Genomic DNA, 26,083 nt, shown 5'->3' with positions numbered 1-26,083 from the left:
CCGCCGGACCTTGGCGCATTCAAAGGCGAAACCCCGAGGCCCCTGCGGACGCATCTCCTGCAAGCCAGACCGCAACGGGTACGAGATGCGTCAGCAGCAAATGGAGAACCGCGGGACCCTTCTAACTTTCAGATCAAGTGCCGAGGCAGCAGGCTTGAACGCGCTCAACTGTCGTAGTTGCACAGGCTCCAAGGCCCGTAGAACATCAGTGTGTGCCCTGGCATGGCGTCAATAATCGTGTCCTCAGATACCGCTTCGCCATCCTCAGCTTCACGAACAACAAGTCCAAAAATATACCCGTGGAAAGGGACAGAAAACGGCTTCACTAGAATTTCCGTGACATTCTTGGCATCGATTTTTTTCTTCAGTTTCCTTATGGTTTCTCCGAGATCCTTCGCCGGGCTATCGTTGCGAAGTCCTCGGTCGACCACTTCAGAATGAATTAGATTTCCCTTCTCATCAAATACATAGGCAGCAACGAAATCGCGTGTGCCCTCACCTTCAGAAGCGCGTTGAACATCAATCCAATACCCATTGCCTTGCACAGTTTTGCCAACGTGCTGGAGGTGATAGCCGTCCGGTACTAGAGGGAAACCGGTCGCTATCACGTCCTCATCATTGGATTTGAAAGCCGTTATCCCATCTGCTTCCTTAAGGTCATTTCTGTGTTCTCTTAGCTTCCTAAAGAAGCGGTCAAAAATTGATCTCAAAGCGCCTATCTCTCTCGCATCCGAATACCATCATCCTGTGAAACGGAGCATAATGGTCGGTCAAATCTGGTCAATCTGAGCGCGTTCCGAACCTGCGCCCCGCTTGAAAGTTTAACCGGGTCTTGCCCGACCGCGCGCAGGTGCCCGACACTTGCCCGACAGGTGTCCGACGCAAGGCCGACAAGATGCCGACGGCTGTCGGGCGGGGTCTTGGGGCGTTGAATTGAGAGATCCGGGCGGGCGCGCACCTGTCATCTTGAGCTTACACTTGGAGCAAAACTGTAAACTATTGCTTACAGTTTCGCGCTAGGATAGGCTTGGCCCCATTGCCCCCGGAGCCTCCATGTCCTCTCGTCTGCCTTTCGTGTTCATCCTCATCACGCTGGTGATCGACGCCATGGGCATCGGTCTCATCCTGCCCATCCTGCCGGACCTGATCGGCGAGTTGAGCGGCGGCACGTTGGGACAAGCCGCGATCTGGGGCGGGGTGCTTTCGACCTCTTTTGCGGTGATGCAATTCCTCTGTGGGCCGACCATCGGCAGCCTCTCGGACCGCTATGGCCGCCGCCCTATCCTTTTGGTTTCCTTGGCAGTTATGGCCGCCGACTACATGGTCATGGCCTTTGCCGGGTCGATCTGGCTCCTCTTGGTGGCGCGGATAGTGGGCGGGGTCGCGGCGGCCACCCAATCCACGGCGACCGCCTTCATCGCCGACATCTCCAAGTCTGAGGACAAGTCCAAGAATTTCGGCCTTGTTGGTGCGGCTTTCGGGATCGGCTTCGTGGTCGGCCCACTGATCGGCGGCGCGCTGGGGGAGTTCGGGACCCGCGCCCCCTTCTATGCCGCCGCCGCGCTGGCCAGTTTCAACCTGATCCTCGGGTATTTCGTGCTGCCCGAAACCGTCACCGACGCCATCCGCCGCCCCTTCGAATGGCGCCGCGCCAACCCGCTGGGCGCCTTCAAACATCTCGGTAAGCTCCCGGGATTAAAGGGATATCTGGCGCTCTTCTTCCTCTATGAATTCGCGTTTTTCATCTATCCGGCGATCTGGGCCTATTTCACCCGCGCGCGGTTCGGATGGGAGCCGGGCATGGTCGGCCTCTCCCTCGGGCTCTTTGGCGTGGCCATCGCCATCGTGCAGGGCGGGCTGATCCGGATCATCCTGCCCAAGTTCGGGGAAACGCGGGTGATCCTCTACGGATTCGTGTTTAATTTCTGTGCCTTCGCGGCCCTCGGGCTGGTCACTTCCGGTGCGCTGGCGCTGCTGCTGACCCCGCTCACAGCCCTTGGCGCGGTGGTCACCCCGGCCCTGCAGGGCAAGATGTCCCAGACCGCCGGCGCGGACCAGCAAGGCGAGCTTCAGGGCCTCGTCTCCTCCTTCCGATCCGTGGCGGCGATCCTGTCCCCGCTGGTCATGACCCAGATCTTCTTTCTCGCAACAGATGCCGAGATCGGGATCAATCAGCCCGGCGCGCCGTTCTTCCTGTCCATGGCGATCATGGCGCTCTGCCTCGGAATTTTCCTGCCCCGCCGCGCCCTGAGCGCCGCGGTCTGAGCCCGCCATGAGCCGCCCGATCCGCGCCGCTGTCTGCCATGCCTTCGGCGCGCCCCTTTCGGTAGAAACCGTCCATCTGCGCGCGCCCGGTCCCGGCGAGGTCGAGGTCACCCTGGGTGCCGTGGCGCTCTGCCACTCGGACATCTCTTACGCCGAAGGCGCTTGGGGCGGTGCCCTGCCCGCGATCTATGGCCATGAGGCGGCGGGCCATGTCTCGGCCCTCGGCCCGGGCGTGAACGGCTACAGCATCGGCGACCCGGTGCTGGTCACGCTCCTGCGGAGCTGCGGCACCTGCCCCTCCTGCAGTGCGGCGCACCCCGCGACCTGCGAGACGCCGCCCAATCTGCCCGCGCCCCTGCACCTGCCCGATGGACAGGCCGTGGCCCAGGGCCTTGCCTGCGGGGCCTTTGCCGAAGCGGTGCTGGTCACCCCGGCCCAGCTCGCCCCGCTGCCTGCGGATATACCTCTCGAGGCCGCCTGCCTGCTGGCCTGCAGCGTGACCACGGGGGTCGGCGCAGTGGTTCAGAGCGGACAGGTCCGCGTGGGCGAGACCGTCGTGGTGATCGGTGCGGGCGGGGTCGGGCTCAACGTGATCCAGGGCGCGCGATTGGCGGGCGCAGCGCGGATCATCGCGGTGGACCTGCTGCCGCGCAAGCTCGACGAGGCCCGCGATTTTGGCGCGACGGATGTCATCCTCGCCAGCGCCGAGAAACCCTGGGCGCTGGCCCGCGCGGTGACCGGGCGCGGGGCGGATGCGGTCTTTGTGACCGTGGGCGCGACGGCGGTCTATGACACCGCCCCACGGTACCTTGCACGCGGTGGACGGATGGTCATGGTCGGTATGCCCCATTCCGGCGAGACTGCGCGCTATGAACCGGTGATCCTTGCCATGTGCGGACAGGATCTGCGCGGCTCGATGATGGGCGACACGGTGCTGGCGCGGGACATCCCCTGGATGGTCGATCTCTGGCGTCAGGGGCGCTTGATGCTGGAGCCGCTGATCTCGGGACGCTGGTCGCTGGACCAGATCAACGCCGCAATCGCGGACACAAACTCAGGACAGGCCCGCCGTAACGTCATCGTCTTTGATTAGACCCGCGGCGGGCGCGCCAGGCGGGGCCTGAACCTGCGGCCCGATCCCGGCGCGCTGCTCCAGCTCGACATTCAGCCCGCCTCCGAGAAGCAGGAGGAACGAGCTGATATAGAGCCACATCAGCAACGCGATCACCGCGCCGATCGAGCCGTAAACCTCGTTGTAATTGCCAAAATTCGACAGGTAGAAGCTGAAGCCCAGCGAAGCCGCCGCCCAGAGCACCACCACCGCCAGTGCCCCCGGCGTCAGCCACCGCATGCGCACGCAGCTCCGGTTCGGGCCGTAGCGATAGACGATGGCCAGCCCGGCCAGCAGCACGCCGATCGCCACGATCCAGCGCGCCAACCGCAGTGCCAGCTCGGCCCAGGGCCCGAGCGGCAAGAAGGACAGAACGATGGGCGTGACCACCACCGCCGTCAGCGCGACCAGCGCCACCAGAACCAGCACACCAGTCAGCGACAGCGCCGCCAGGTAGTGGCGCCAACTCTTGCGGTTCGGCGTGCCATAGATCGCGTTCAGCCCGCGCATCAGCGCGCTCACCCCGGCCCGGGTGGACCAGAGCGCCGCGAGGATCGAGATGATGGTCGCCTTTCCGAGCGTGGCCGAGGTTGTATGGGTCAGCGCATCGATCTGTGCATCGATCAGGTGATAGGCATCCCCGGGCATGATATTGGCCAAGAGCGCCATCTGCTGGTCCACCACCAGCGGATCGGCCACCAGCCCCCAGATCGCGATCACCGCCGCCAGCGCCGGAAAGATCGCCAGCAACCCGTAAAACGCCACCCCCGCCGAGATCAGGCCCAGGTTCCAGTCATCGATCTTGCCGCCCACGGCCTTCAGGGCCGCGAACCACTGGGATCGGTCATGTTTGAATAAAACGGGCATGGGGCGCGCCTCCGGGATGGGTCAAGCTCCTGCGCGCTAGGGGACGCGCTCCGTGCCGCGAGGTCAAGCGTCACGGGTGGGGTTTGCATCCCCTCGCCCATGGGTAAACTGCCGCAGTGCGGGAATTTCCCGCAGATCAGGCCCGTCAGAGGCCCGGGGATCACTGAGGGAGGATCGAGATGGAGTTTCAGCTGCCCAGCGAGCTGGAGGCGTTGCGCGCCCGGGTCGCGGCCTTTGTCGCGGAGGAGATCCTGCCGCTCGAGGCCGATCGCGCCAATTTCGACGCCCATGAGAACATCGCCCTGCCGGTGTTGGACAACGTGCGTGCCAAGGCCAAGGCCGCCGGGCTCTGGGCCCCGCAAGCGCCGCGCGACCGGGGCGGCATGGCCCTCGACACCGTGTCCCGGGCGGTCTTCTACGAAGAGGCCAACCGCTCGATCTTCGGTCCGGTCTGTTTCAACTGCGCCGCGCCCGATGATGGGAACATGGCCGTTCTGGCAAAGCTCGGCACGCCAGCCCAGCAAGACCGCTGGCTGCAGCCGATCATCGACGGCGCGGTGCGCTCGGCCTTTGCCATGACCGAGCCGCATCCCGGCGGCGGCTCCGATCCGGGCATGATGCGGACCCGGGCCGAAAAGCGCGGCGACACCTATGTGGTTTATGGCCATAAATGGTACATCACCGGCGCTGCCGAGGCGCAGCATTTCATCCTGCTGGCGCGCAGCTCGGACGACCCGAAACGGGGGCATACGGCGTTTCTGTTCGACGCGGACCAGCCCGGCTGGCGGATCGAGCGGCGCATTCCGATCATGGGCCCCGAAGAACATGGCGGTCATTGCGAACTGATCTTCGAAGGGCTCGAGATCCACGAGGACAATGTGCTGATGGCCGAAGGGCGCGGGATGAAGGTGACCCAGACCCGGCTCGGCCCCGCACGGCTCACCCATTGCATGCGCTGGCTCGGTCTGGCCAAACGCTGCGTCGAGATTGCCACCGCCTATGCCGCGGAGCGCGAGGGGTTCGGCGTGCGCCTCGCTGACCGCGAGAGCATCCAGCTCATGCTCGGCAAGCTCGCCATGGATATCGAAATCGGGCGGCTTTTGACCATGAAAGCCGCGTGGGAGATCGATCAGGGTAGCTTTGCCCGCAAGGAGGTCTCCATGGCCAAGGTCCATGTGGCGAACCTGCTCCACGAGGCCGCTGATACGGCGATCCAGATCAATGGCGCGCGGGGCTATTCCAAGGACACGGTGCTCGAATGGATCTACCGCTATGCGCGGCAGGCCAGGCTGGTGGATGGCGCGGATGAGGTCCACCGCATGGTCCTGAACCGGGTTCTGACCGAGGAGGGGCGCGACTTCTGGCGCTGGCCGGTCGCGGCCCCATGAGCCTCGAGTTTGATCCCACAGCACTCCGGCGCTGGTGCGACCGGCAGTTCGGCCCGGCGGACACCCCGCCCGAGATCACGCGGATCAGCGGCGGGCAATCCAACCCGACCTTCTACGTCACCCATGGGGACCGCCGCCTCGTCCTGCGCAAACAGCCACCCGGGCCGCTCCTGAAAGGGGCCCATGCGGTGGATCGCGAATTCCGCGTGCTGCGCGCCCTGGCCGATACCGAGGTGCCGGTCCCCGAGGCGTTGGCCTTTGAGCCCGACGCCGTCCTGCTCGGCACGCCCTTCTACGTGATGGCCCGGCTGGAGGGGCGGGTCTGCCCGACCTATGCCCTGCCCGAGCTGGCCCCGGCGGATCGGGGACCTGCGCTGCGCGACATGGCGCGCACGCTGGGGCGGCTCCATGCGGTGCGGCCTGACGCGGTTGGCCTCGGCGATTACGGACGGCCCGGCGACTACTTCCAGCGGCAGATGTCGCGCTGGTCCCGGCAATACGCCGCCTCCGCCGCCGATCCCATCCCGGAACTCGACGCGTTGCGCGACTGGCTGAGCGCGGCGATGCCCGAGGATGACGGGGCCGTCGCCATCGCCCATGGGGATTTCCGCATGGGGAACATGATGCTCCACCCGACCGCGCCCCGGGTGATCGCCGTGCTGGACTGGGAGCTGTCCACCCTCGGCCACCCGCTGGCCGATCTGGGCTTTGCCTGCATGGCCTGGCATTCGGCCCCGGGAGAATATGGCGGGATCCTCGGGCTCGATCTGGCGGCCGAGGCCCTGCCCCGGATGGACGCGTTCGTCGCCGTCTATCACGAAACCGCGCCAACCACCGCGCCCCTGCGGCCCTTCCACGTGGCCTTTGCCATGTTCCGCTTCGCCGTGATCTTCGTGGGCATTGCCGACCGGGCGGCGGCGGGCAGTGCCGCGGATCGCGACGCCGCCGATCTTGCCCCGCTGGCGCGCGCCTTTGCTCGGCGCGGGCTGGCCGTGACCGACCTGAGTTTCTGAGACCGGAGCCCTCCCATGTCCCTGCCCGACGATCTGGATCCCGCGACCCTCGCCGCCCATGGCGGTGGTGCCACCGACACGGCTTCGGCCGGGGTCGTGCCTCCGATCCAGCCCGCGACGACCTTTCTGCGCGATCCGAATTACGACCTGATCAACCCGGCCAATATCTATAGCCGCGATGACAGCGAGGCGCTCCGCGCGGTCGAAACCCTGCTCGCGCGGCTGGAACAGGGGGAAGCGGCCCTCGCCTTCCCCTCGGGCATGGCGGCCACTGCGGCGGTGTTTCGCAGCCTGCCCGGCGGGGCCCGGGTGATCCTGCAGTCGGGAATCTACTGGGGCACGACGAAATGGGTGCGCGATTTCTGCGCCCGGCGCGGGCTGTCCCTGCTGGAGGTGGATGCCGCCGACACCCAGGCCCTGCAGGCCGCCTGCACAGCCCATGACCCGGATCTCGTCTTTGTGGAAACCCCGTCCAACCCCTGGCTCAAGACCGTGGATATCCGCGCCGCCGCTGAGGCCGCCCATGCCGCGGGCGCGCGGTTGGTGGTGGACAGCACGGCCAGCACGCCGGTCCTGACACAGCCCCTGACGCTGGGCGCGGATCTCGTGATGCATTCGGCCACGAAGGGCATCAACGGGCATTCCGATGTGCTGGCCGGGGCGCTCGTGACCCGCGACCCGGAGCATCCGCAATGGCAGGCCATCGCCATGGACCGCCATGACGCAGGCGCGATCCTCGGCCCGTTCGAGGCCTGGCTGTTGCTGCGGGGCATGCGCACCCTGCCCTTGCGGGTGGCGCGCATGAGCGCCAGCGCCTTGGATCTGGCCCAACGGCTCGCCACCGATGCCCGCGTGACGGAGGTGTTCTATCCCGGCCTGCCCGGTCACCGGGGCCATGATATCGCGGTCGGCCAGATGCGCGGCGGCTTTGGTGGGCTCCTCTCCGTCCTCGTGCGCGGCAGCCGTCAGGACGCGCTGGACGTGGCGGGACGGCTTCGCCTGTTCCAGCGCGCGACCTCGCTCGGCGGTGTGGAAAGCCTTGTGGAACACCGCCAGAGCATCGAGCCGAATACCGGCATCCCCGAAACCCTCCTCCGGCTCTCGGTGGGAATCGAAGCGCCCGAAGATCTGTGGCGCGATCTCGATCAGGCTTTGGGCTAAAGCACGAAAAATACGCGATGTAAGGGCTTACATGGGGGCTGGCGGGCCTGCGACAAACGTGCATACTTGGTGCGAATGACAGAGAGCGGCGGACACCCGACCGCTCCGCCGGACCACCGCAGGCCGCCTTGGGAGGGGGGGCACCCGCATGAAAGTTGTGATCACCGAGTTCATGGACACGGACGCGCTGACAGGGTTCAGCGCCGGGATCGATGTGCGCTACGCACCCGAGCTGGTCGAGGACCGCGCGGCCCTCTTGGCTGCCGCCTCTGGGGCAGAGGCGCTGATCGTGCGCAACCGGACCCAGGTCGATGCCGAGCTGCTGGCCGCGGCCCCCGGACTGCGCGTCGTGGGGCGGTTGGGCGTGGGGCTCGACAATATCGACATGGCCGGGTGCGCCGCGCGCGGGATCGCCGTGCACCCCGCGACCGGGGCCAATACGCGCTCGGTGGCGGAATACGTGATCGGAACGGCCTTCAGCTTGAGCCGCGGGGCCTATGCCGCGACCCAGGGGATGATCGCGGGCGACTGGCCCCGGGGCACACTGGGCCAGGGCGGCGAGATCGCCGGGCGATCCCTGGGCCTGCTGGGTTTCGGCGCGATTGCCCAGGCGGTGGCGGGGCTGGCAGCCCCGCTGGGCCTGCGCGTCATGGCCGCTGATCCGCATCTGCCGCCGGACCATCCCGCCTGGCGGGACGTCCAGCGTCTCTCGCGAGAGAAGCTGCTGCGGGAGGCGGATATCCTGAGCCTCCATGTGCCCCTGACGCCGGAAACCGCCGGTCTGCTGGATGCCGCCGCCTTGGCCAAGCTCAAGCCCGGTGCGATCGTGATCAACACCTCGCGCGGCGGGATCATCGATGAGGACGCTCTTTGCGATGCTCTGCGGACGGGTCATCTCGGGGGCGCGGCGCTCGATGTGTTCGCCGCCGAACCGCTGGACGCCAATGCCGGCGCGCGCTTTGCAGATGTGCCCAACCTGATCCTCACACCCCATATCGCGGGGGTGACCGCCGAGGCCAATATCCGCGTCAGCCGGATCACCGTCGAAAACGTGGACCGCGCCCTGACGGAGCCGGTGGCATGACGCCCCGCCCCGTGCGCGCCCCAGCAAAGGACAGACCCAAGGCCCCCTAACCCCATTGGTGGCACTCGGCAGATAAGCCGGGGCCGCAGCCCGGATCCGGGCACCCCAAAGATCACACAGAGGAGGAGAAACCCTATGATCTTCAAGACCTTCATGATGGCCGCCGCGATGACCGCGATGGCGGGCGTCGCCAGCGCCGAAGACTTCCCGAAATCCAGCGTCGACTATATCATCCCCTTCGGCCCCGGCGGCGAGAGCGACATCACCGCGCGCTTCCAGCAGCCCTTCTTCGAAAAGCTCTTTGGCGAGCAGCTGGTCGTGTCCTACCAGCCCGGTGGCGGTGGCGCTGTGGGCTGGTCCCAGCTCAACGGGATGGCCTCGGACGGCACCAAGATCATGGGCGTGAACCTGCCCCATATCGTGATCAAGCCGCAGCAAGGCGATGTGGGCTTCACCACCGAGGACATCACCTCGGTCTACTGGTTCCACTACACGCCGGATGCGATCGTGGTGAAGGCAGACAGCCCCTTCATGTCCCTGCAGGATCTGATCGATGACGCCAAAGCCAACCCGCGCAAGGTGATCTTCTCGGGCTCGGGCAAAGGCACGGCGAACCATCTCGCTCAGGTGCAGTTCGACAAGCTGGCGGGCATCGAATCCACCTATGTGGCCTTCAAGGGCACGGGCGCATCCGTCACGGCCCTGCTTGGCGATCAGGTCCGGGCGGCCTGGGGCTATACCACCGTGGGCGCGGCCCAGGGTGATGCGGTCCGTATGCTGGCCGTGGCCATGGAAGACCGTCACCCGGCCTTCCCGGATGTGCCGACCTTCCGCGAGCTGGGCTTTGACATGGTCTCGGGCGCCTATCGCGGCATCGCCGTGCCGAGCTCGGCCAGCGATGAGACCCGCATGCAGGTCTCGGAGGCCATTGCCGCGATCAACGCGGATGCGGATTTCCAGAAGCAGATGATCGATGGCGGCTTTGCCCTCGTGGATGTGGGTTATGGCCCGGACATGGATGCGTTCATGGCCGAAAAGGCCTCGGGCTATATCGATGCGGCCAAGGCGGCCGGCATCATCGAGTAACCGACACGCTGACTGACAGGCGCGCGCGAGGCTTCTTGCGCGCGCTTCCCTGTTGCGGTCCGGGCCATGCCATGCCCGGATCAGGAGACCCCGGATGCTCGAGTATATCGCGTCGGCGCTGACGCCCCTGAACCTGATGCTGGCCGTGTTCGGCGTGGCGGCGGGCACGATCATTGGCTCGATCCCGGGCCTGACGGCGACCATGGCCGTGGCGGTGCTGGTACCGCTGACCTTCACCATGTCCCCCGACAGCGCGCTGATCCTGATGGGGGCCATCTATACGGGCGCGATTTATGGCGGGGCCTATGCGGCGATCCTGCTGAACACGCCGGGCACGCCCTCGGCCATTGCCACCACCTTTGACGGCTATCCCATGGCCAAGCGCGGAGATGGAGACCTTGCGATATCCACCGCCTGCCTCGCTTCGGTCGTGGGCGGTCTGGTGGGGGCGCTGGCGCTTCTGCTGCTGTCGCCGCCCTTGGCCAAGGCCGCGCTGGCCTTTGGGCCGGTGGAGTATTTCTGGCTGGCGATCTTTGGCCTGTCGATGATCGCGGCCCTGTCCACCGGCGACTTCGTCAAGGGGATGATCGGCGCCTGTTTCGGCCTGCTGATTGCGATGATCGGCGTGTCGGAGACGAGCGCCGAGGTCCGGTTCACCTTTGGATCCAACACCTTGCTCGGCGGCATTGATACGGTCTCGGCCCTGATCGGACTCTACTGCATCCCGGTGCTGATCGATCTGGTGGCCACGCCGAACCGCCATCTGGCCGCCCCGGAACAGACCCGCGGCTTCCGCCTGCCCGAGGCGATCGGGACGCTGATGAAGAACAAGTTCAACGTGCTGCGCAGCTCGGTCATCGGCACGATGGTCGGCGCCCTGCCCGGGGCGGGCGGCTCCATCGCCGGGCTCGTGGCCTATTCCGAGGCCCGCCGGGTCGGCAAGGGCGAGGAGAAATACGGCGAGGGTAATCCCGGCGGCATCATCGCCACAGAATCCGCGAACAATGCCACCGTGGGCGGCGGGTTCATCCCGACCCTCGTGCTGGGCATTCCGGGCACTCCGCCCGATGCGGTGATCCTCGGCGCGCTTCTGGTGCAGGGGGTGCGGACCGGTCCGACGCTCTTCACCCAAGGAGCGGATATCGTCTACACCTTCATCTTCGGCCTACTGCTGGCGACGGTCCTGATGCTGCCCGTGGGCCTTTTGATCGGGCGGTTCGCCTATGGGGCCATCGTGCGCGCGCCCAAGGCGGCCCTCGTGCCCATCGTCGCCTTCATGACCGTGATCGGGTCCTTCGCGATCCGCAACTCGGTCTCGGATATCGTGATCATGATCGTGCTCGGCGTGATCGGCTGGGTTGCGGCCAAGCGCGGCTTCTCCCCCTCGCCCATCGTGCTGGGCCTGATCCTTGGGCGGATCGCCGAGCAGGGCTTTGTCCAGAGCTGGACCATCGGCGATGCGATTGGTGATTTGCCGGGACAGTTCTTTGGCCGGCCCCTGTCGATGGTGATCATCGCGCTGACGCTGGTGAGCTTCCTCTATCCGTTCTGGCCCCGGATCCGCAGCGTCCTGAGCCGCCGTCCGGGCCGCCCATCCGAGGCGTTGCCCCCGGCGAGCCGCGCCGCCATCACCCGTGACCTGATCGCCTTTGCCGTGTTCGGCGCGGTGGCCCTGGTCGTGATCGTGCAGTCGGCGGGGCTCAACCAGGATGCGGCGGTCTTCCCGCGCACCATCGCCATCGGCATGCTCTGCCTGACGATCCTGGCGGTCGTGCAGCTGATCGCGACGCGGCAGGTGACCGAGACCCCGATCGAGGGCACGCGCACCCGAATGGTCGCGGTACCGCTTTTGATGCTGGGGGCGGTGGCGTTGATCCCGCTGCTGGGGTTCGAGCTTGCGGCGGTCCTGCTGGGGGCCGCGCTGATCATCCCCGCCCAGCATGACGCCTTCACGCCCAGGGGGTGGGCCTTGCTGCTGGCCGGGGTAGTGGGCACGATCCTGGCGGTGACGCTGCTCTTTGGGCAGGTGCTGAACGTGCCGCTGCCCTGAGACCCGGGTCGGGCGGCGCGCGGAAAGATGCGCCGCCAAACCCATGAAAAAGCAGGCTTCCGGTCGATCCGGATGATATACCCCCTACATCAGGGGAACAGGTTTTGCGGGAGGGGCAGAATGACAGAGGCAGACCGACCATGGACCGCGTTCTACGGACCTGACATGCGGGCCGAGATCGACACGCCCGCTTACCGCACCGTGGGCGACATGATCAGCGCGGTGTCGCACAGTTTCGGGGCCGCGCCCGCCTTCACCACCTGCCTGCCCAATGGCATGAACGGCACGCTCAGCTTTCGCGAAGTGGACGAGATGTCCGACGCCTTTGCGGTCTATCTGCGCGAGGTGGCCGGGCTCAACAAGGGCGACCGGGTGGCGGTGCAGATGCCCAACGGGTTGAGCTTTCCCATCGCCGCCTTCGGGATCCTGAAGGCGGGCTGCGTGCTGGTGAATGTCAATCCGCTCTACACCGCCGAGGAAATGGCCCGCCAGTTCGCCGATGCTGAGCCCCATGCGCTGGTCATCGTGGATATGTTCGCAGACAAGATCCCCGAGGCGACCCGGGGCCATCCGATCCCGAACATCATCGTCACCCGAGTGGCAGAGTTCCTGCCCGCCCTGCCCCGCGGGATCGTCGGGCTGGTGCAGAAATACTGGGACCGGTCCGTGAAGCCGGTGGAGGTCCCCCATATCTGCCTGCCCGATGCCCTGCAGGTCGGGCGGCTCCATGCGGATGCGGAAAAGATCGCGGTGGACAGCTATCGCCAGTCGGTATCCCCCGAGGATGTCGCCTGCCTGCAATATACCGGCGGGACCACAGGGGTCTCGAAGGGCGCGATGCTGACCCATGCCAACCTGATCCTGAACATGGAACAGGTGATGGAGCTGATCGAGGGGATGGAAAAGGGCAAGGAGGTCGCGCTGACCGCTCTGCCCATGTACCATATCTTTGCCTTCACGGTGAACCTGCTGGGCTTCTACTGGTTGGGCGCGCGGAACATCCTGATCCCCTCGCCGCGCCCGTTGGCGAACCTCAAACGCGCCTTCGAGAACTACAAGATCACTTGGATGAGCGGGGTGAACACGCTCTTCAACGGGTTGATGAACGAGGTCTGGTTCAGCGACAGCCCGCCCAAACACCTGAAATTCGCCTCCGCCGGGGGCATGGCGCTGCAATCCTCCGTGGCCGAGCGCTGGCAGGAGGTGACCGGGGCGCAGGTGTTGCAGGGCTATGGCCTGACCGAGACCTCACCGGTGCTGACCTTCGAGCCGCTGAACAAGACGCGGCCCGGCTCCATCGGGGTGCCTCTGCCCTCGACGGAGCTCGCCTGCCTCGACGAAGAGGGCATGCCCGTGGCCCAGGGCGCGCGCGGCGAGATCGCCGCCAGGGGTCCACAGGTCATGGCCGGCTACTGGCAGAAACCCGAGGAGACCGCGAAGGTCATGAAGAACGGCTGGTTCCTGACCGGGGATATCGGCGTGATGGACGAGGATGGTTATTTCCACATCGTGGATCGCAAGAAGGACATGGTCGTCGTCTCGGGCTTCAACGTCTATCCCAACGAGATCGAGGATTGCCTCGCCACCCATCCGGGCGTGGATGAGGTCGCGGTGGTCGGCGTGCCGGACGCAGGCACTGGCGAGGCGGTGAAGGCCTTTGTGGTCAAGCGCGACCCCGGCCTGACCGAGGCAGAGCTGCGGACCCATTGCAAGGCGCATCTGACCGCCTACAAGGTGCCCAAGCGGGTGGCTTTCCGCGATGAGCTGCCGAAATCCAATGTGGGCAAGATCCTGCGGAAAGACCTGCGCGCCGAGGACCTCGCGCAGACAGGGGAGGTCTGAGCATGGTCGGAGCCTTTGAACAGGCGCTGCTGGCGCTGATGATCTTCGTGATCATGCTGGGCATGGGCGCATCGCTCACCCCGCGTGACTTCTACCTCGCCCTGCGGCGGCCCTACGGGCTCGCGATCGGGGTGATCTCGCAATACGGGTTCATGCCCTTCATCGGGTTTTTGCTGGCCACCCTGCTGACCGTGCCCGAGACGATTGCCATCGGCATTCTGATCATGGCCTGCATGCCCGGGGGCACGACCTCGAACATCTTCACCTATTTCTCCAAGGGGAACCTCGCGCTCTCGGTTCTGATGACGGTGACCTCGACGGTGACCGGGGTGATCATGATCCCGCTGGTGCTGGTCCTTTACGCCACGGCGCTGGATCTGAGCATTCCGCGCGAAAACATCATCGTGACGCTGGTCTTGCTGCTGGTGCCCGTGGGGATCGGGATGGTCCTGCGCAAGATGAATGCCAATGTGGGGGCCGTGACCGAGTTCTTTGGCTCGGCGCTTGCGCTCTTCTTCATCGCATTTCTGATGGTGAGCTGGATCCCCCGGAACTGGCAATTCCTGCTCGAGACCTCTGGCGCGACCTATCTGGCGGCGATCGGGCTCGGGGCCGTGGGGATCACCATCGGCTACGGGTTTGCCCGGGCGCTAAAGCTGCATCCGCGCAATGCGCGCACCGTGGGGCTTGAGACCGGGATCCAGAACGGCCCGCTCGCCGTGGCGATCATCGTCTTCACCTTCGAGGGCACTGAGGCGCAGGCGGTGATGGCGGTGCCGGTGCTCTATTCGCTCTTCATCATCATCGTGGCCAGCGTCGTGACGATGATATTCCGCCGCGCCAATACCGCCGCTGAACAGAAGATGCCCGACAGCCTGCTCTAGCGCCCCGGTCCGGGTCCCGTTTGCGTCGTCTCTAACTTGCGCAGGGCGCGCGCCTCGTGTCTGCTGCTGGCACAACAGATAGGAGCGCGCCCATGTCAGACCTCGCATCACGGATAGCTCAGGGGCGCGGCGATGCGCCTGCGGATCTGGTCCTGCGCGGGGGACAGGTGCTCGATCTGGTGACCGGGGACCTGATTGCGGGCGATGTGGCGATCTGCGGCGACCGCATCGTCGGCACCGGCGCCGACTATGAGGGCCGCGAGGTGGTGGATGTCAGCGGGCTGACCCTCGTGCCCGGCTTCATCGACACCCATCTGCATATCGAAAGCTCGCTGGTCACCCCGTTCGAGTTCGACCGCTGCGTGACCCCGCGCGGGGTGACCACGGCGATCTGCGACCCCCATGAGATTGCCAATGTGATCGGCCCGGACGGCATCCGCTATTTCCAAGAGGCCAGCGAACGCACGGTGCTCGACATCAAGGTGCAGCTCAGCTCCTGCGTGCCCTCCACGGATATGGAAACCGCCGGCGCCCGGATCGAGGCCGCGGATCTCGCCCCCCTGCGCGGGCATCCCTCGGGGATCGGTCTGGCCGAGTTCATGAACTATCCCGGCGTGATCTACCGCGATGCCGGGGTGATGGCCAAGCTCGAGGCGTTTGAAGGGGGCCATATCGACGGGCATTGCCCGCTTCTGTCGGGCAAGGACCTGAACGCCTATGTGGCCGCCGGGATCCGCACCGAGCATGAGGCGACCAGCGCCGAGGAGGCGCGCGAGAAGCTGCAAAAGGGGATGCGGGTCCTGATCCGCGAAGGCTCTGTCAGCAAGGATCTCGAGGCCCTCGCCCCGCTCCTGACCGAGCGGACCGCGCCCTATATGTGCCTGTGCACCGATGACCGCAATCCGCTCGACATCGCCGAGCATGGCCATCTGGACTACATGATCCGCACGCTGATCGCCCGGGGCGTGCCGCCGCTCGCGGTCTATCGCGCGGCGTCTTTGTCGGCGGCGGAGGCGTTCGGGCTCAAGGATCGCGGGCTGATCGCGCCGGGCCTGCGCGCCGATATCGTAGTCCTGCCCTCGCTGGAGGATTGCCGGGCAGAGCTGGTGTTCTGTGGTGGGGTGCGTGTGGATGCGGACGCCTTTGCCGCGCGAAAGGAAATCCCGGCCGTGGGCCGTGCTTCGGTCCATGCGCCGCGTGTCACCGCCGAGGCGTTCCGCGCCGGGGGCAACCGGGAAGAGACGGATGTGATCGGGATCCTCGAGGGCAAGATCCTGACCGAGCATCTGCGCGAGGTGATCCCGATCCGCGATGGCGACAAGCTGCCCGATACGGCGCGCGACCTGATGCGGATCGCGGTGGTAGAGCGACACGGCAAGAACGGCAACATCGCCACCGGTTTCGTGCGCGGGTTCGGGCTGCAGAAAGGGGCGATTGCCTCGACGGTTTGCCATGACCACCACAATATCGTCTGCGTCGGGGCCGATTACGCCGACCTCGCCCTTGCCACAAACCGGGTGGCCGAGATCGAGGGCGGGTTCGTGGTGGTCGCCGGGGGCGAGGTGCTGGCCGAGCTTGCCCTGCCCGTGGCCGGTCTGATGAGCGAGGCCCCCTTCGAGGAGGTGCGCGATGCGTTGGTAAGCTTGCGCGCAGCGGCCCGCAGCCTTGGCGTCACGCTGGAGGAGCCGTTCCTGCAGCTGGCCTTCCTCGCCCTGCCGGTGATCCCGGCGCTGAAGATCACCGATCGCGGCATGGTCGACGTCACCCGGTTCGAGATCATCGCGTGAGGTGGCGCGCCCGGCCAGAGGCCGGACGCGCGGACGCGCCTTGCTTCGCAGGGTGTGCCTGTCCTAGCTGTCGGGCGTCCTGCCCGGTCCAAGCGGCGCGCGTCCGCGCGGTCCCGGAACGGGACCGCGCCATGGCCCGTCAGGGCAAAATCACCTTGCCGCAAGCGACGGTTTTGGCGCGTCGTGAAACGCCTCCCACCGCAGCGCGCCCGCGTAGCGCTCGGCGATGGCGCCGCTCTCGTCCATCCGCAGGAGCTTCAGCCAGCCATTGTCAAACAGCGCCTGCACCCCCGGATGCCGCGCGAGGATCTCCGTGATCGCCTCTGCCGGCGCGTCCACCACAACGCTCAGCCGCAGCGGGTCATGCACGAAGGCGGCTCCGTCATGGACCGACTGCCGGGACAGCCCCACCCGCAACGCACCGCTGGCCCCATCCAGCACACCCATCCCGCCCGTCACGTTATGGACCTGCTTGGTGCCGCTGCCGAACACCTCCGGCGCCACGACCGAGCCGTAATATTGCAGGCTGATCCAGCTCGCCACGACGACCGGCGCGGTCAGGATCAGCTCCAGCACGCCGAAGCCCTCGTCCTGCCGCCAGTCATAACTGTGCAGAAACACCCGCCCGTCGAGCCGCGCGCGCGCCGTCTTGCCCCGGGGCGCCACCACAAAGGCCTTGCACCCGGCCAAGCCCCATTCCGGGCGCGTCTCGGCCCAGTCCAGGGCCCGCCGGGCGATCGCACCCTCCGTCGCCGCACCGGGCAGCGTCGCGAGCCGCTCCGCCCGCGCGAGCGCCCCAGCCCCCTTGCACCAGGTCTCGACCTGAGCCAGAGCGGCAGCCGCCCCGGCGCGCTGCGCCTCGGTGAGGTCGTCGAGATAAAGCGTCACGCTGTCCTGCGCCGTATCGTGCAGCGCGGCGAGAAACACCGTATCCTGCGGCACGACGATCCCTGTGTCCGCCAGACCCGTCCGCACCTCGGGCTGGTTCAGCACATCCGCCAGAAGCCGCGCATTCACATCGCCGCTATACCCGCCACAGGCCCCGCATTGCAGCGCGCTGCCATGGGCATTGTTCGTCACATGCGCCCCATGCCCCGCGATCAACACCACCTGCGCAAAGTTCTCCCGCAGGGACATCGCCCCGAGGATCGTCGCCGCCGCCTCGATCTGCGCGGCAAGCGGCAGGGGCGGGTCGAGCACCGGCTTGGCTGCGACCTCGGCCTCCTGACCGAGCCCCAGCGTGTCGCGCACGAGCTTGCCTGCGTAAAGCGGCCCCGTCGCTTCGACGAAGGCGAAGGACGACACGGCCGCCTGCCGGAACCGCCCCCAGGCCCGCTTGGCGCGCCCCGCGATCCGGGCCCCGGCGTGATCGCCCTCGGCCCGGCTCTCGAGCCCCGGCGTCAGCAGAACGGGCAACCGCGCCTCGGCGCCGCAGATCCCCGCGGGGGTATGGGCGACAGTCAGGCCAAAGAACCCGGCAAAGCCCAGGGTCTCGACCTCGGGGGACTGGCTCTCCAGCGCCCGCCGCATCACCTCGGAGCGCACATCGATGCAGAAGGCCGCCTGAAGCGTCGGCCGTACCGTCGCGGTCTGCGCAGGCGCGGCACCGAGCGTCTCCGCCAAGGCCCGCTGGGCGCTGCGCTCGGCAGCCTCCTGCAGGATCGCGTCGATCTCGTCGTCCTTGGACGGGGTGATCGGGGCCGCATAAGCCGCTCTGGCCGCGTCCCAGCCCTCGCCAAGCCCCGGACGATGGGCGAGCAACACCGCATCCCAGGCCGCCCGGATCGCCAACAACTCAGACAGGCTGGTCTCAGCCTCCCCGGCCAGCTCGGCCTGCCAAAGCCGGTAGCGCGCCGCCTGCGCCCAACCGCCGAGCGACATCAACAACCGGTGGCCGTAAAGCGGCGCGGCCGCCTCGGTGATCCCCAGCTCGGCCAGGGCCCAAGCCAACGCCTCCTCGGCGCTGTCGGGCAGGGCCGCGAAACTCGCGCGGATCCCCGGCAGGCCGGACAGTTCCGGCTGCAGGTCGTGGCAGGCAAACTGCCGCCAGTTGGCATAGGCCCTCTCCGCAGGTTGCGCAGACCAGAGCGCTTGCCCCTGATCGAAATACCCCGCAGCCCAGGCCCCGATCCGTGCCTCGGCCAGCCCCTGCCCCTCCAGCGCCGACACCGTCGGCAGAGGCGCGGGCGCCGGGCGCTCCTGCTGTGCGGCTGCGAGAACCTCAGCCACGTTATGCGTCGCCCCGCAGCCTGTCAGGGCTGCGGCGATGTCGGCGGCGGTGATCTCCCCCCGCGCGATGCGGTCTGCAAAAGAGGACCGCGATGCGGTCACGGCGCAACCTGCCACGCGTGACAGAAGGGCGGCGGTCTCGGGCAAACCTGTCTCGCTTTGCCCCAGAAACGGGTTCACCGCCACCGTCGCGGCCAAGGGGAAGGCGGGCGGGATTGCCCGGATCGCGGTTTCGGTCACGGAAGAGATCTGCTCTGCGCTCAGAGCGGGAACGGCATGGGTCATGGGAAGTGTCCTTGAATGTCTGAGAGAGGAGAGATCAGGCCGCAGCACGCCGCAGCAGCCGGTCGAGGATCGCCGTGGCATAGAGGCCGTTGGACAGATGCACCCGCATCGCCCGCGCCGCCGGATGGTGCGACCAGCGCGGCAGCAGGGTCTGGGCCACCGCGACCAGCGTGAAGCTGACCAGCGCCAGCGCGATCACCGCCCAGGTTGCGGCCCCCGGTGCAGGCGGCACTGGCAGATGCCCGCGCGCCAGTGCCTCAGCCGCCCCCTGCAGGGCGAGATAGGCCACAGTCGCGGCGGCCGAGAACCCGGCCAGCCTCAGGGCCAGCGCCCGGGGCGCGCCACCGGCCATGCCCTGGGCGATCAGATAGGCGATGCCGAGGATCAGGATCATCCCGAGCGCCAGCGCCTGCGGGGCCTTGTCCAGCGCACCAAAGAGCACCACGCCCAGCCCGTAGATCGTCAGCGCCAGCGCAAAGGCCCCTGCCACGACCCGGGCATCGGGCAGTGCCACGGGGCCCGCCCCACGCGCCTCGGTCACCGCCGCCACCGCCGTGCCGGAATTGAGCAGCGCGTGGGCCTTGTAGAGCGCATGCGCCACGATATGCAGCAGCGCCAGCGGGAAGAGCGCGAGCCCGATCTGCAGCATCAGGAACCCCATCTGGGACACGGTCGACCAGGCCAGCGCCGTCTTGATCGCGGGCTGGGTCAGCATCACCAGCGCCCCCACCAGGGCCGAGGCCCCGCCGATCAGGGCCAGCACCGCAAGGCCCCCCGGGGCGAGCACCAGCAGGTCGGCAAAGATCAGGAGCCATACGCCGCCCGCATTCACGATCCCCGCATGGAGCAGCGCCGAAAACGGTGTCGGCGCCTCCATGGCCTCGGTCAGCCAGCCGCTCAGCGGGAAGAGCGCGCTGGCCGTGATGGCCGCAAGGATCAATGCCGCGACGCTCCAGCCGAGCGTGTCCGGCGCGACCCCGGCCTCGGCGGCGGCCGCGATGCCCGCGATTGAGAACGTGCCATAGCCGCTCGCAAACCCGGCCAGCGCAAGGCCCAGCGCCACAGAGGCGATGCCCGCGCTCAGCAGGTATTTCCGCGCCGCCGCCCGGGCCATGGGCCGCTCGGGATAGGTCAGGAACAGCCGGTAGACACAGGCCGCCAGAGCGATCCAGGCCAGCCAGAGGACGACGACATGCGCCGCGAGCACCATGGTCAGAACCGCCGCCAGTGCGAGGGAAATCCAGCCCATGAAGGGCGCGCCCTCGGGCTCGTCCCGCAAGGAAACACTGGAAAAGGACAGCACCACCCAGCCTAGTCCGGCCACCAGCGGGACCATCACCGCGCTGACCAGATCGAGCCGCGCGAGCCCGCCCTCGGGCAGTCCGACGATCGCAGAGGTCAGAGCGACCAGCAGGCCCAGTCCCCCGGCCAGAGCGGAGATCGGGCGGATCTGGCCACGCACAAGGTCCGGTTGGCGCAGCAACGCCAGGCCGAGACCGGCTAGAGCAAGGGGAACGAGCAAGGCAAGCAAGGTGAGCAACATGGGGGATCCTCGACAGGTTAACGGTGTTGACGAGGAAGTAGGGCCCGCGCATCATGAAATAAAATACATTGTTCGCATGAAAACGTTCGTTTAAAACGAATGGATGGCGGATCTCAACTACAATCACCTGCGCTATTTCTGGGCCGTGGCCCATGACGGAAACCTCACGCGTACGGCGGCGCGCCTGAACCTGTCGCAATCCGCGCTCTCGGTGCAGATCCGCAAGCTGGAGGATCGGATGGGCCACGCCCTGTTCGAGCGGCGGGGCAGACAGCTTCTGCTGACCGAGGCCGGGCGGATCACGCTGGATCATGCCGACACGATCTTTGCCACTGGCGATGACCTGCTTGCGACCCTGCAGGAGACCGGCGAGGCGCGGCAGATCCTGCGGGTGGGGGCGCAGTCGACGCTCTCGCGGAACTTCCAGATCGCGTTTCTCGACCCGGTCCTGCACCGCGAGGACGTGGAGGTCATCCTCCGCTCGGGGGGTGTCGAAGAGCTCTTTCGCGGGCTCGATGCGCTGGCCCATGACGTGGTGCTGACGAACCAGCCGCCCCTGCGCGATGCCGGGACGGCCTATCGCGCCCAGGAGCTTGGCGCCCAGCGTGTCAGCCTGATCGGCACGCCCGCACGCGGGGGCGATGCCGGGGACAGCGTCGCCGATCATCTTGCCCGGCATCCGGTGATCCTGCCCCTGCCCTCCAGTCTGATCCGGGTCGCCTTTGACGCGCTGAGCGCGCGGCTCGGCGTGGCGATCCGCATCGCGGCAGAGGTCGACGACATGGCGATGCTGCGCCTTCTGGCGCGGCAGGATCTGGGTCTCGCGGTCCTGCCGCCGATTGTCGTGCGCGACGAGTTGCAGTCTGGCGAGCTGGTCGAGCTTGCCCCCCTGCCTGAGATCCGGGAGAGTTTCTATGCGGTGACGCGCCCGCGACGCTTCCCGAACCCGCTGCTGGCGGATCTGCTGGCCCAGAGCCCGTTGCCGGACCTGCCTGCCGAGACGTGATCGGCGCGGCCCCGCCAGCAGGTCAGACCGCATCCGAAATCCGCCCCCGCGCGACGGATCACACGAGCGGCTTTTTCAGAAGCAGGACATCGCCCGTGTAATAGGGCGGGCTCGGATGCAGGCGCACGGGTTCTGACGCCACGAAGCTGTAGCCCATCCGCTCGTAGAGCCGGACAGCACCGGTATTCTGGCCATAGACCTGAATGCTCATGGCGGGCAGACCCCGCGCCTTGGCGAGCCCCTCGGCCGCATGCAGAAGCCGGGTGCCGAGCCCCGTACCGCGCGCCGCCTCGAACACCGCCAAGGCGTTGATGTACCAGGTCCCGACCGAGTGTTTCTCGAGCGCGACAAAGGGGGCAATCGGCGCGGGCAGATCCTCCGGATCCTCCTCCGGGGGCTCGGTGATCGGATAGCTCAACACCATGCCAAGCGGCGCCCCGTCGGCGTCGGCGACCAGCGCATTTGTGTAGGAAAACCCGCCCGCCGGACGCTTCGCCCGTTCGGTGCCGATCTCCAGCGGGGTCTGCCCCTCGGTACAGGCCCGGGTCCAGAGCCAGTTCGGGATCCCCTCTCCGGCGATGTCGATGAGCTGCGCGAGCGCCGGGGCGTCGTCGGGCACCGCCGGGCGGATCAGGGGGAGTGTCGGGTCGGTCATGGCGCATGTCCTTTCTGGCCAAAGGTGATCCTCGCGCGATGCTATCGCCGTTGCGATCACGGTGTCATCCTGCCGGGACGGACCCGCCCCAGTGCGGGGCGGGTCCGTTTGGCAGGGCGGTGTGCTAGTCCACTGCGTCCTGCGAGACGGGTCTGTAGAGCGCCTCATGGATCTCGGTCGATGCTCCGGCGGGCGCGGCGGCGTCATCCCATCCCGCATCGGCGATCCGAAAGGTGATGTTCACGGTCATCTGCTCGCTGAACCCCAGGAGCGTTTGCACCATGCCTGCCGCTCCTGCGGCAACGGTCCCGGTCGCGCCGGTGATCGGGCGCAGGTTTTCAACACCCGTATCGACGATCTCGGTGCCCTGGGTCACGATGGTCTCGCCCCCTTCGAAGGCAAAGACCTGTCGGCTGATGATCCACACGCCGCTCGTGGCATTGGCCCCCTCGCCCACGAAGTATCCGTCGCAGGTCCACTGGCCGAGCACCAGATCCGGGAAGGCCGGGCGACCATCGGGCAGCACGCCAGCCGTCTCTGCCTCCAGCGTTCCGGCGGGATAGATATAGCCCTGGCTGATGAAGGCGTTGCCATGGGCGGGCATGCCATTTTCGTGCAGGGGCGCGTCGGCCATGAAGATGCGCGTGTGATCCTCGGCCACGTCAAAGGCCCTGAGGGCCTCGGCCTGCGCGATGCTGCCCAGCGCGAGGGTGAGGGCAGCGGCGGTGAATAGGGTCTTCATCATGGGAATGTCCTTTCTGATCATGATATTGGGTTGGGGTTTCAGGCGGCGCTCCGGGCCGGGTCATGCCCGGCGATGCAGCCCAGATGGCGATGATCCGTGCCGCAGCAGCCCCCGATCACGCGGAGATGAGGCAACCGCGCGGCCAAGGCGGCGCTGAGCTGGCCCAGCTCCACCGGATCGCCGTCATCCAGCGTCTCGGCGGCATCAAGCTCAGCATGGCTCAGGCGCGATGCGTTTGCGCGCAGCCCGCCGATCCGCCCGATCCAGTCCGCGCGCGGGTCGAGCACATGGCGAAAATGGTCGGGATGCGCACAGTTGATCATGTAGTAAAGCGGCCGGGTCCCGCTGGACGCGTCGACCTCGGCGATGGCCTCACCCAAGGGCTGGCCCGAGGGCAGCTGCCCGTCGGTTTCGAGGGTGAAGGCGATCACGACGGGGATGTCGATCTCGCCTGCCACCTGCGCGATGCCAATCGCCTCGTCCGCATGGGTGAGGGTCATGGCGCTGATCAGATCGACACCCGCCTTGCCCAGCGCATGGATCTGCGGTGCATGGATAAGCAGCGCGTCCTGACGCGCGATCTGCGTATCGGGCGCATAAGCATCCCCCGCGGGCCCCACGAGCCCGTTGATCAGGATCGGGCAACTATCGGTCTCATGGGCCGCGCGCAGGGCCGAGACAAAGGCGACCGCCCGCGCATTCGTCTCCATCACCTGCCCAAGGCTCTGGCCCAGCGGCCCGGCCCAGGCCGTGCCCGCCCGCCAGGTCGGAGCGTCGAGGATGAACCCGCGCCCGGCTGCCTTGGCGATCCCGATGAAGCGCTCGAAATACGCGGTCAGGTCAGCGCGCCCCTGGGCCGTGTCCAGCAGCACCGCCGCCGAGAAACAGGGCAGCTCATAGCCCTTGTCGAAGATCATGTAGGTTTCCAGCCCGCCATCCGACAGGAAGAAGCGGCGCGCCTCGGTAAGTTGTTGAATTCGCATGACTGCTATCCTTCTCCGTTGATGCGGCAGGACTAGCCCGGGACCGGCTCTGACAGATAGTTGCCGCGTGGTCCGGTTGCCTGAAACGAATTTTCGTTGTAATTTCAGTAGCTCAGCGACCCGCATCCGCCCCGCATTTGCGCGCGCGGGCCGTCAACTGGACTCGCAGTACAGTCAGGATCGAAGGATGGATCAGAAAACCGATACACGGAGCAGAATCCTCGACATCGCCGAGGCCGCCGTGCTCGAAAAAGGGTTCGAGGCCACCTCCATCGACGAGATCGTCGCCGGGGCCGGAATTTCGCGCGGGGGGTTCTTTTACCATTTCAAGGACAAGAACGCTTTGGCCCGCGCCATGCTCGAACGCTATATCGAGGTCGAGAACGCGCTCTATGACGATCTTTTCGCCCGGGCGCGCGAGCTGAATGACGATCCGCTGCACTGCATGCTGATCGGGCTGAAACTGTTGGCGGAGATGCTCGCGGAGATGCCCACGGGGCATCCGGGCTGCGTGATCGCCTCGACCGCCTATCAGGACCGGCTGTTTGATGCGGGCGTGCGCGACCTCAACCGGCAGGCCATTCTGGGCTGGCGCAAACGGTTCCGGGGAATGTTCGAGGAGATTGCCGAGGTCTATACCCCGCGCGAGCCGGTGAACATGGATGCGCTTGGGGATATGGTGTCAGGCGTGGTCGAGGGTGGTCTTGTGCTGCAGCGCGCCTTGCGGGAACACAACAATGCCTCTGAGCAGATCATGTTGTTCCGCACCTATCTGAAACTTCTCTTCGCCCCGACCTAGCATCGCCGGGCGATCCCCGGCTTTTCGCGCCGGGACGTCCCGGCCATCGGGCGACCGGGCCGCGATGGGAAACGCCGGAAGGGGACAGGATCTGCGCGGTCGCGCTGGATCGCATCCCCGCTGCACATGGTTTGCGGGTGCCGTATCGGGACAGCGCCCCTGCGTCAGTTCAAGACTGAGATCCCCCGCAAACGCGCCTTGGCGAAATCGACAAAGCTGCGGATCTTGGCCGGGGCGCGGCGCCCCTCGAGATGCACGAGATGAATGGGCAACGGCTCGGGCTCGAACGCCTCGAGCACGGTCTGCAGGGTTCCCGCCTGCAGGTCCGGCCCGATCTGATAGGACAGCACCCGGGTCAGGCCCCACCCCTCCCGCGCGATGGCGATGGCCGCGGCGGCACTGCTGACCGTGAGCCGGGGGCGTACGCGCACCGTCTGCGGGGTCCGGGTGCCAAAACGCCATTCGCTGACCGGCGTGACCGGCGCGGCGGCGGCGATCTGATGCGCGGCGAGATCCGCCGGGCTGCGGGGCACACCATGGCGGGCGAGATAGTCGGGCGATCCGCAGACCACGCGCCGCACGCTGCCCACCCGCACCGCCGAGAGCCCAGAGGACGGCAAAGGCCCGATGCGGACCGCCACGTCGAACCCTTCTTCGATCATGTTCACGATCCGGTCGACCATCAGGACCTGCGCACTGACATCCGGATAGGTGTCAAGAAACTCGGTCAGCACGGGCGCCACATAGATCCGGCCAAACTCGTTCGAGCAGGTGATCCGCAGCGTACCCACCGGGGTGAGGGCCGCGCCAGCCGCCGCATCATCGGCGGCCTGCAGCTGCGCCAGGACGTGGCGCGCATCCTCGAGATAGGCCTTGCCCAGCTCGGTCAGGCGCACCTTCCGCGTGGTGCGCGAAAAGAGCCGCGCGCCCAACCTCTCCTCAAGCGCGTTGACCCCGCGGGTGGCCGACGGCGCGCTGAGCCCAAGGCTGCGCGCGCCCCCGGCGAAGCTCTCGGCTTCGGCGACTGCGATAAAGACTTCGAGACTTTGAAGGCGGTCCATGGCGGGCCATTACCATCACCTGGCGAAATAATCTATTTTGAAATTCTCATATTCATTTGCCAATCAGATCAATCTAGTTTCAGCGCAGAGGCCAGAACAGCCTCATTCACACCTCCAAGACACCGCCGCGACGCAGGAAGGCGGCCCCCTCCGGGAGTGCCCCAAGCGCGACCGGAGGACCCCACACACGCTGTGCCCCCGGCACGGCGCAGCACGCCCCATGCCTGGTTCAGGACGAA

General features: G+C 66.8%; 21 protein-coding genes. 13 read left to right on the top strand and 8 right to left on the bottom strand.

The annotated features are described in order from the left end of the window. Positions 1-164: 164 nt before the first annotated feature. Positions 165-710, bottom strand: coding sequence for a hypothetical protein (locus ACP150_RS20240; protein ID WP_424968515.1), 546 nt, complete (start codon positions 708-710; stop codon positions 165-167). 343 nt (positions 711-1,053) lie between these two features. On the opposite strand from ACP150_RS20240, the gene ACP150_RS20235 reads away from it, so the two are divergent. After that, positions 1,054-2,265, top strand: coding sequence for a TCR/Tet family MFS transporter (locus tag ACP150_RS20235; RefSeq protein ID WP_424968514.1), 1,212 nt, complete (start codon positions 1,054-1,056; stop codon positions 2,263-2,265). A 7-nt stretch (positions 2,266-2,272) separates the two neighbouring features. Continuing rightward, the gene (locus ACP150_RS20230) at positions 2,273-3,358 is read left to right on the top strand and encodes a zinc-binding dehydrogenase (RefSeq protein ID WP_424968513.1); all 1,086 of its coding nucleotides are present in this window, start codon (positions 2,273-2,275) and stop codon (positions 3,356-3,358) included. Here ACP150_RS20230 and ACP150_RS20225 read toward each other — a convergent pair. Next, positions 3,320-4,243, bottom strand: coding sequence for a YihY/virulence factor BrkB family protein (locus ACP150_RS20225; protein WP_424968511.1), 924 nt, complete (start codon positions 4,241-4,243; stop codon positions 3,320-3,322). The two genes, ACP150_RS20230 and ACP150_RS20225, sit on opposite strands and share 39 nt — an antisense overlap. Before the next feature lie 179 nt (positions 4,244-4,422). On the opposite strand from ACP150_RS20225, the gene ACP150_RS20220 reads away from it, so the two are divergent. The 9 genes from ACP150_RS20220 to ade all read left to right on the top strand — a co-directional run bounded on the left by ACP150_RS20220 (position 4,423) and on the right by ade (position 16,538). Further along, positions 4,423-5,631, top strand: a complete 1,209-nt coding sequence (locus ACP150_RS20220) for an acyl-CoA dehydrogenase family protein (protein ID WP_424968510.1) — start codon at positions 4,423-4,425, stop codon at positions 5,629-5,631. Then, positions 5,628-6,644: a phosphotransferase family protein gene (locus ACP150_RS20215; RefSeq protein ID WP_424968509.1), complete on the top strand. Its 1,017-nt coding sequence runs from the start codon at positions 5,628-5,630 to the stop codon at positions 6,642-6,644. The genes ACP150_RS20220 and ACP150_RS20215 overlap by 4 nt, the downstream gene beginning before the upstream one ends. Before the next feature lie 15 nt (positions 6,645-6,659). Then, positions 6,660-7,805, top strand: coding sequence for a trans-sulfuration enzyme family protein (locus ACP150_RS20210; RefSeq protein ID WP_424968508.1), 1,146 nt, complete (start codon positions 6,660-6,662; stop codon positions 7,803-7,805). Positions 7,806-7,953: 148 nt separating this feature from the next. Continuing rightward, the gene (locus ACP150_RS20205) at positions 7,954-8,889 is read left to right on the top strand and encodes a hydroxyacid dehydrogenase (RefSeq protein WP_424968507.1); all 936 of its coding nucleotides are present in this window, start codon (positions 7,954-7,956) and stop codon (positions 8,887-8,889) included. A 135-nt stretch (positions 8,890-9,024) separates the two neighbouring features. Continuing rightward, a complete protein-coding gene (locus tag ACP150_RS20200) occupies positions 9,025-9,975 on the top strand; it encodes a tripartite tricarboxylate transporter substrate binding protein (RefSeq protein WP_424968506.1) in 951 nt (316 codons plus the stop codon). Between the two features lie 94 nt (positions 9,976-10,069). Then, positions 10,070-12,025: a tripartite tricarboxylate transporter permease gene (locus ACP150_RS20195; RefSeq protein WP_424968505.1), complete on the top strand. Its 1,956-nt coding sequence runs from the start codon at positions 10,070-10,072 to the stop codon at positions 12,023-12,025. 120 nt (positions 12,026-12,145) lie between these two features. Further along, the gene (locus ACP150_RS20190; RefSeq protein WP_424968504.1) at positions 12,146-13,867 is read left to right on the top strand and encodes an AMP-binding protein; all 1,722 of its coding nucleotides are present in this window, start codon (positions 12,146-12,148) and stop codon (positions 13,865-13,867) included. A 2-nt stretch (positions 13,868-13,869) separates the two neighbouring features. Continuing rightward, positions 13,870-14,751 carry a bile acid:sodium symporter family protein gene (locus ACP150_RS20185; protein WP_424968503.1) on the top strand — a complete coding sequence of 294 codons (882 nt, stop codon included), beginning with the start codon at positions 13,870-13,872 and terminating at the stop codon, positions 14,749-14,751. A 92-nt stretch (positions 14,752-14,843) separates the two neighbouring features. Continuing rightward, positions 14,844-16,538 (top strand): adenine deaminase, encoded by a 1,695-nt coding sequence (gene ade / locus ACP150_RS20180; protein ID WP_424968502.1) that lies wholly within the window; start codon positions 14,844-14,846, stop codon positions 16,536-16,538. Between the two features lie 150 nt (positions 16,539-16,688). Here ade and ACP150_RS20175 read toward each other — a convergent pair whose 3' ends face one another. Together ACP150_RS20175 and ACP150_RS20170 are read right to left on the bottom strand one after the other, a co-directional pair. Next, positions 16,689-19,052, bottom strand: coding sequence for a YbcC family protein (locus ACP150_RS20175; RefSeq protein WP_424968501.1), 2,364 nt, complete (start codon positions 19,050-19,052; stop codon positions 16,689-16,691). Positions 19,053-19,086: 34 nt separating this feature from the next. Then, on the bottom strand, positions 19,087-20,595 hold the full coding sequence (locus ACP150_RS20170) for a proton-conducting transporter membrane subunit (protein WP_424968500.1): 1,509 nt from the start codon (positions 20,593-20,595) through the stop codon (positions 19,087-19,089). 103 nt (positions 20,596-20,698) lie between these two features. Between ACP150_RS20170 and ACP150_RS20165 the strand changes: the two genes are divergently transcribed. Continuing rightward, on the top strand, positions 20,699-21,601 hold the full coding sequence (locus ACP150_RS20165) for a LysR family transcriptional regulator (RefSeq protein WP_424968499.1): 903 nt from the start codon (positions 20,699-20,701) through the stop codon (positions 21,599-21,601). A gap of 58 nt (positions 21,602-21,659) precedes the next feature. Here the strand turns inward: ACP150_RS20165 and ACP150_RS20160 are convergent, their stop codons facing one another. From ACP150_RS20160 to ACP150_RS20150, 3 genes are all read right to left on the bottom strand, one after another. Then, positions 21,660-22,256 carry a GNAT family N-acetyltransferase gene (locus tag ACP150_RS20160; protein WP_424968498.1) on the bottom strand — a complete coding sequence of 199 codons (597 nt, stop codon included), beginning with the start codon at positions 22,254-22,256 and terminating at the stop codon, positions 21,660-21,662. Between the two features lie 124 nt (positions 22,257-22,380). Beyond that, positions 22,381-23,001 carry a hypothetical protein gene (locus tag ACP150_RS20155; protein ID WP_424968497.1) on the bottom strand — a complete coding sequence of 207 codons (621 nt, stop codon included), beginning with the start codon at positions 22,999-23,001 and terminating at the stop codon, positions 22,381-22,383. 38 nt (positions 23,002-23,039) lie between these two features. After that, positions 23,040-23,984 (bottom strand): homocysteine S-methyltransferase family protein, encoded by a 945-nt coding sequence (locus ACP150_RS20150; RefSeq protein ID WP_424968496.1) that lies wholly within the window; start codon positions 23,982-23,984, stop codon positions 23,040-23,042. A gap of 187 nt (positions 23,985-24,171) precedes the next feature. Between ACP150_RS20150 and ACP150_RS20145 the strand changes: the two genes are divergently transcribed. Continuing rightward, positions 24,172-24,783, top strand: a complete 612-nt coding sequence (locus ACP150_RS20145; RefSeq protein WP_424968495.1) for a TetR/AcrR family transcriptional regulator — start codon at positions 24,172-24,174, stop codon at positions 24,781-24,783. 164 nt (positions 24,784-24,947) lie between these two features. Here ACP150_RS20145 and ACP150_RS20140 read toward each other — a convergent pair whose 3' ends face one another. Continuing rightward, positions 24,948-25,844, bottom strand: coding sequence for a LysR family transcriptional regulator (locus ACP150_RS20140; protein WP_424968494.1), 897 nt, complete (start codon positions 25,842-25,844; stop codon positions 24,948-24,950). Between the last annotated feature and the right edge of the window lie 239 nt (positions 25,845-26,083).

Source organism: Dinoroseobacter sp. S375 (genome assembly GCF_049800775.1).
Classification (GTDB): Bacteria; Pseudomonadota; Alphaproteobacteria; order Rhodobacterales; family Rhodobacteraceae; genus Dinoroseobacter.
Note: the sequence above shows the minus strand (reverse complement) of the source record. Positions and strands in the feature narration are given on the sequence as shown.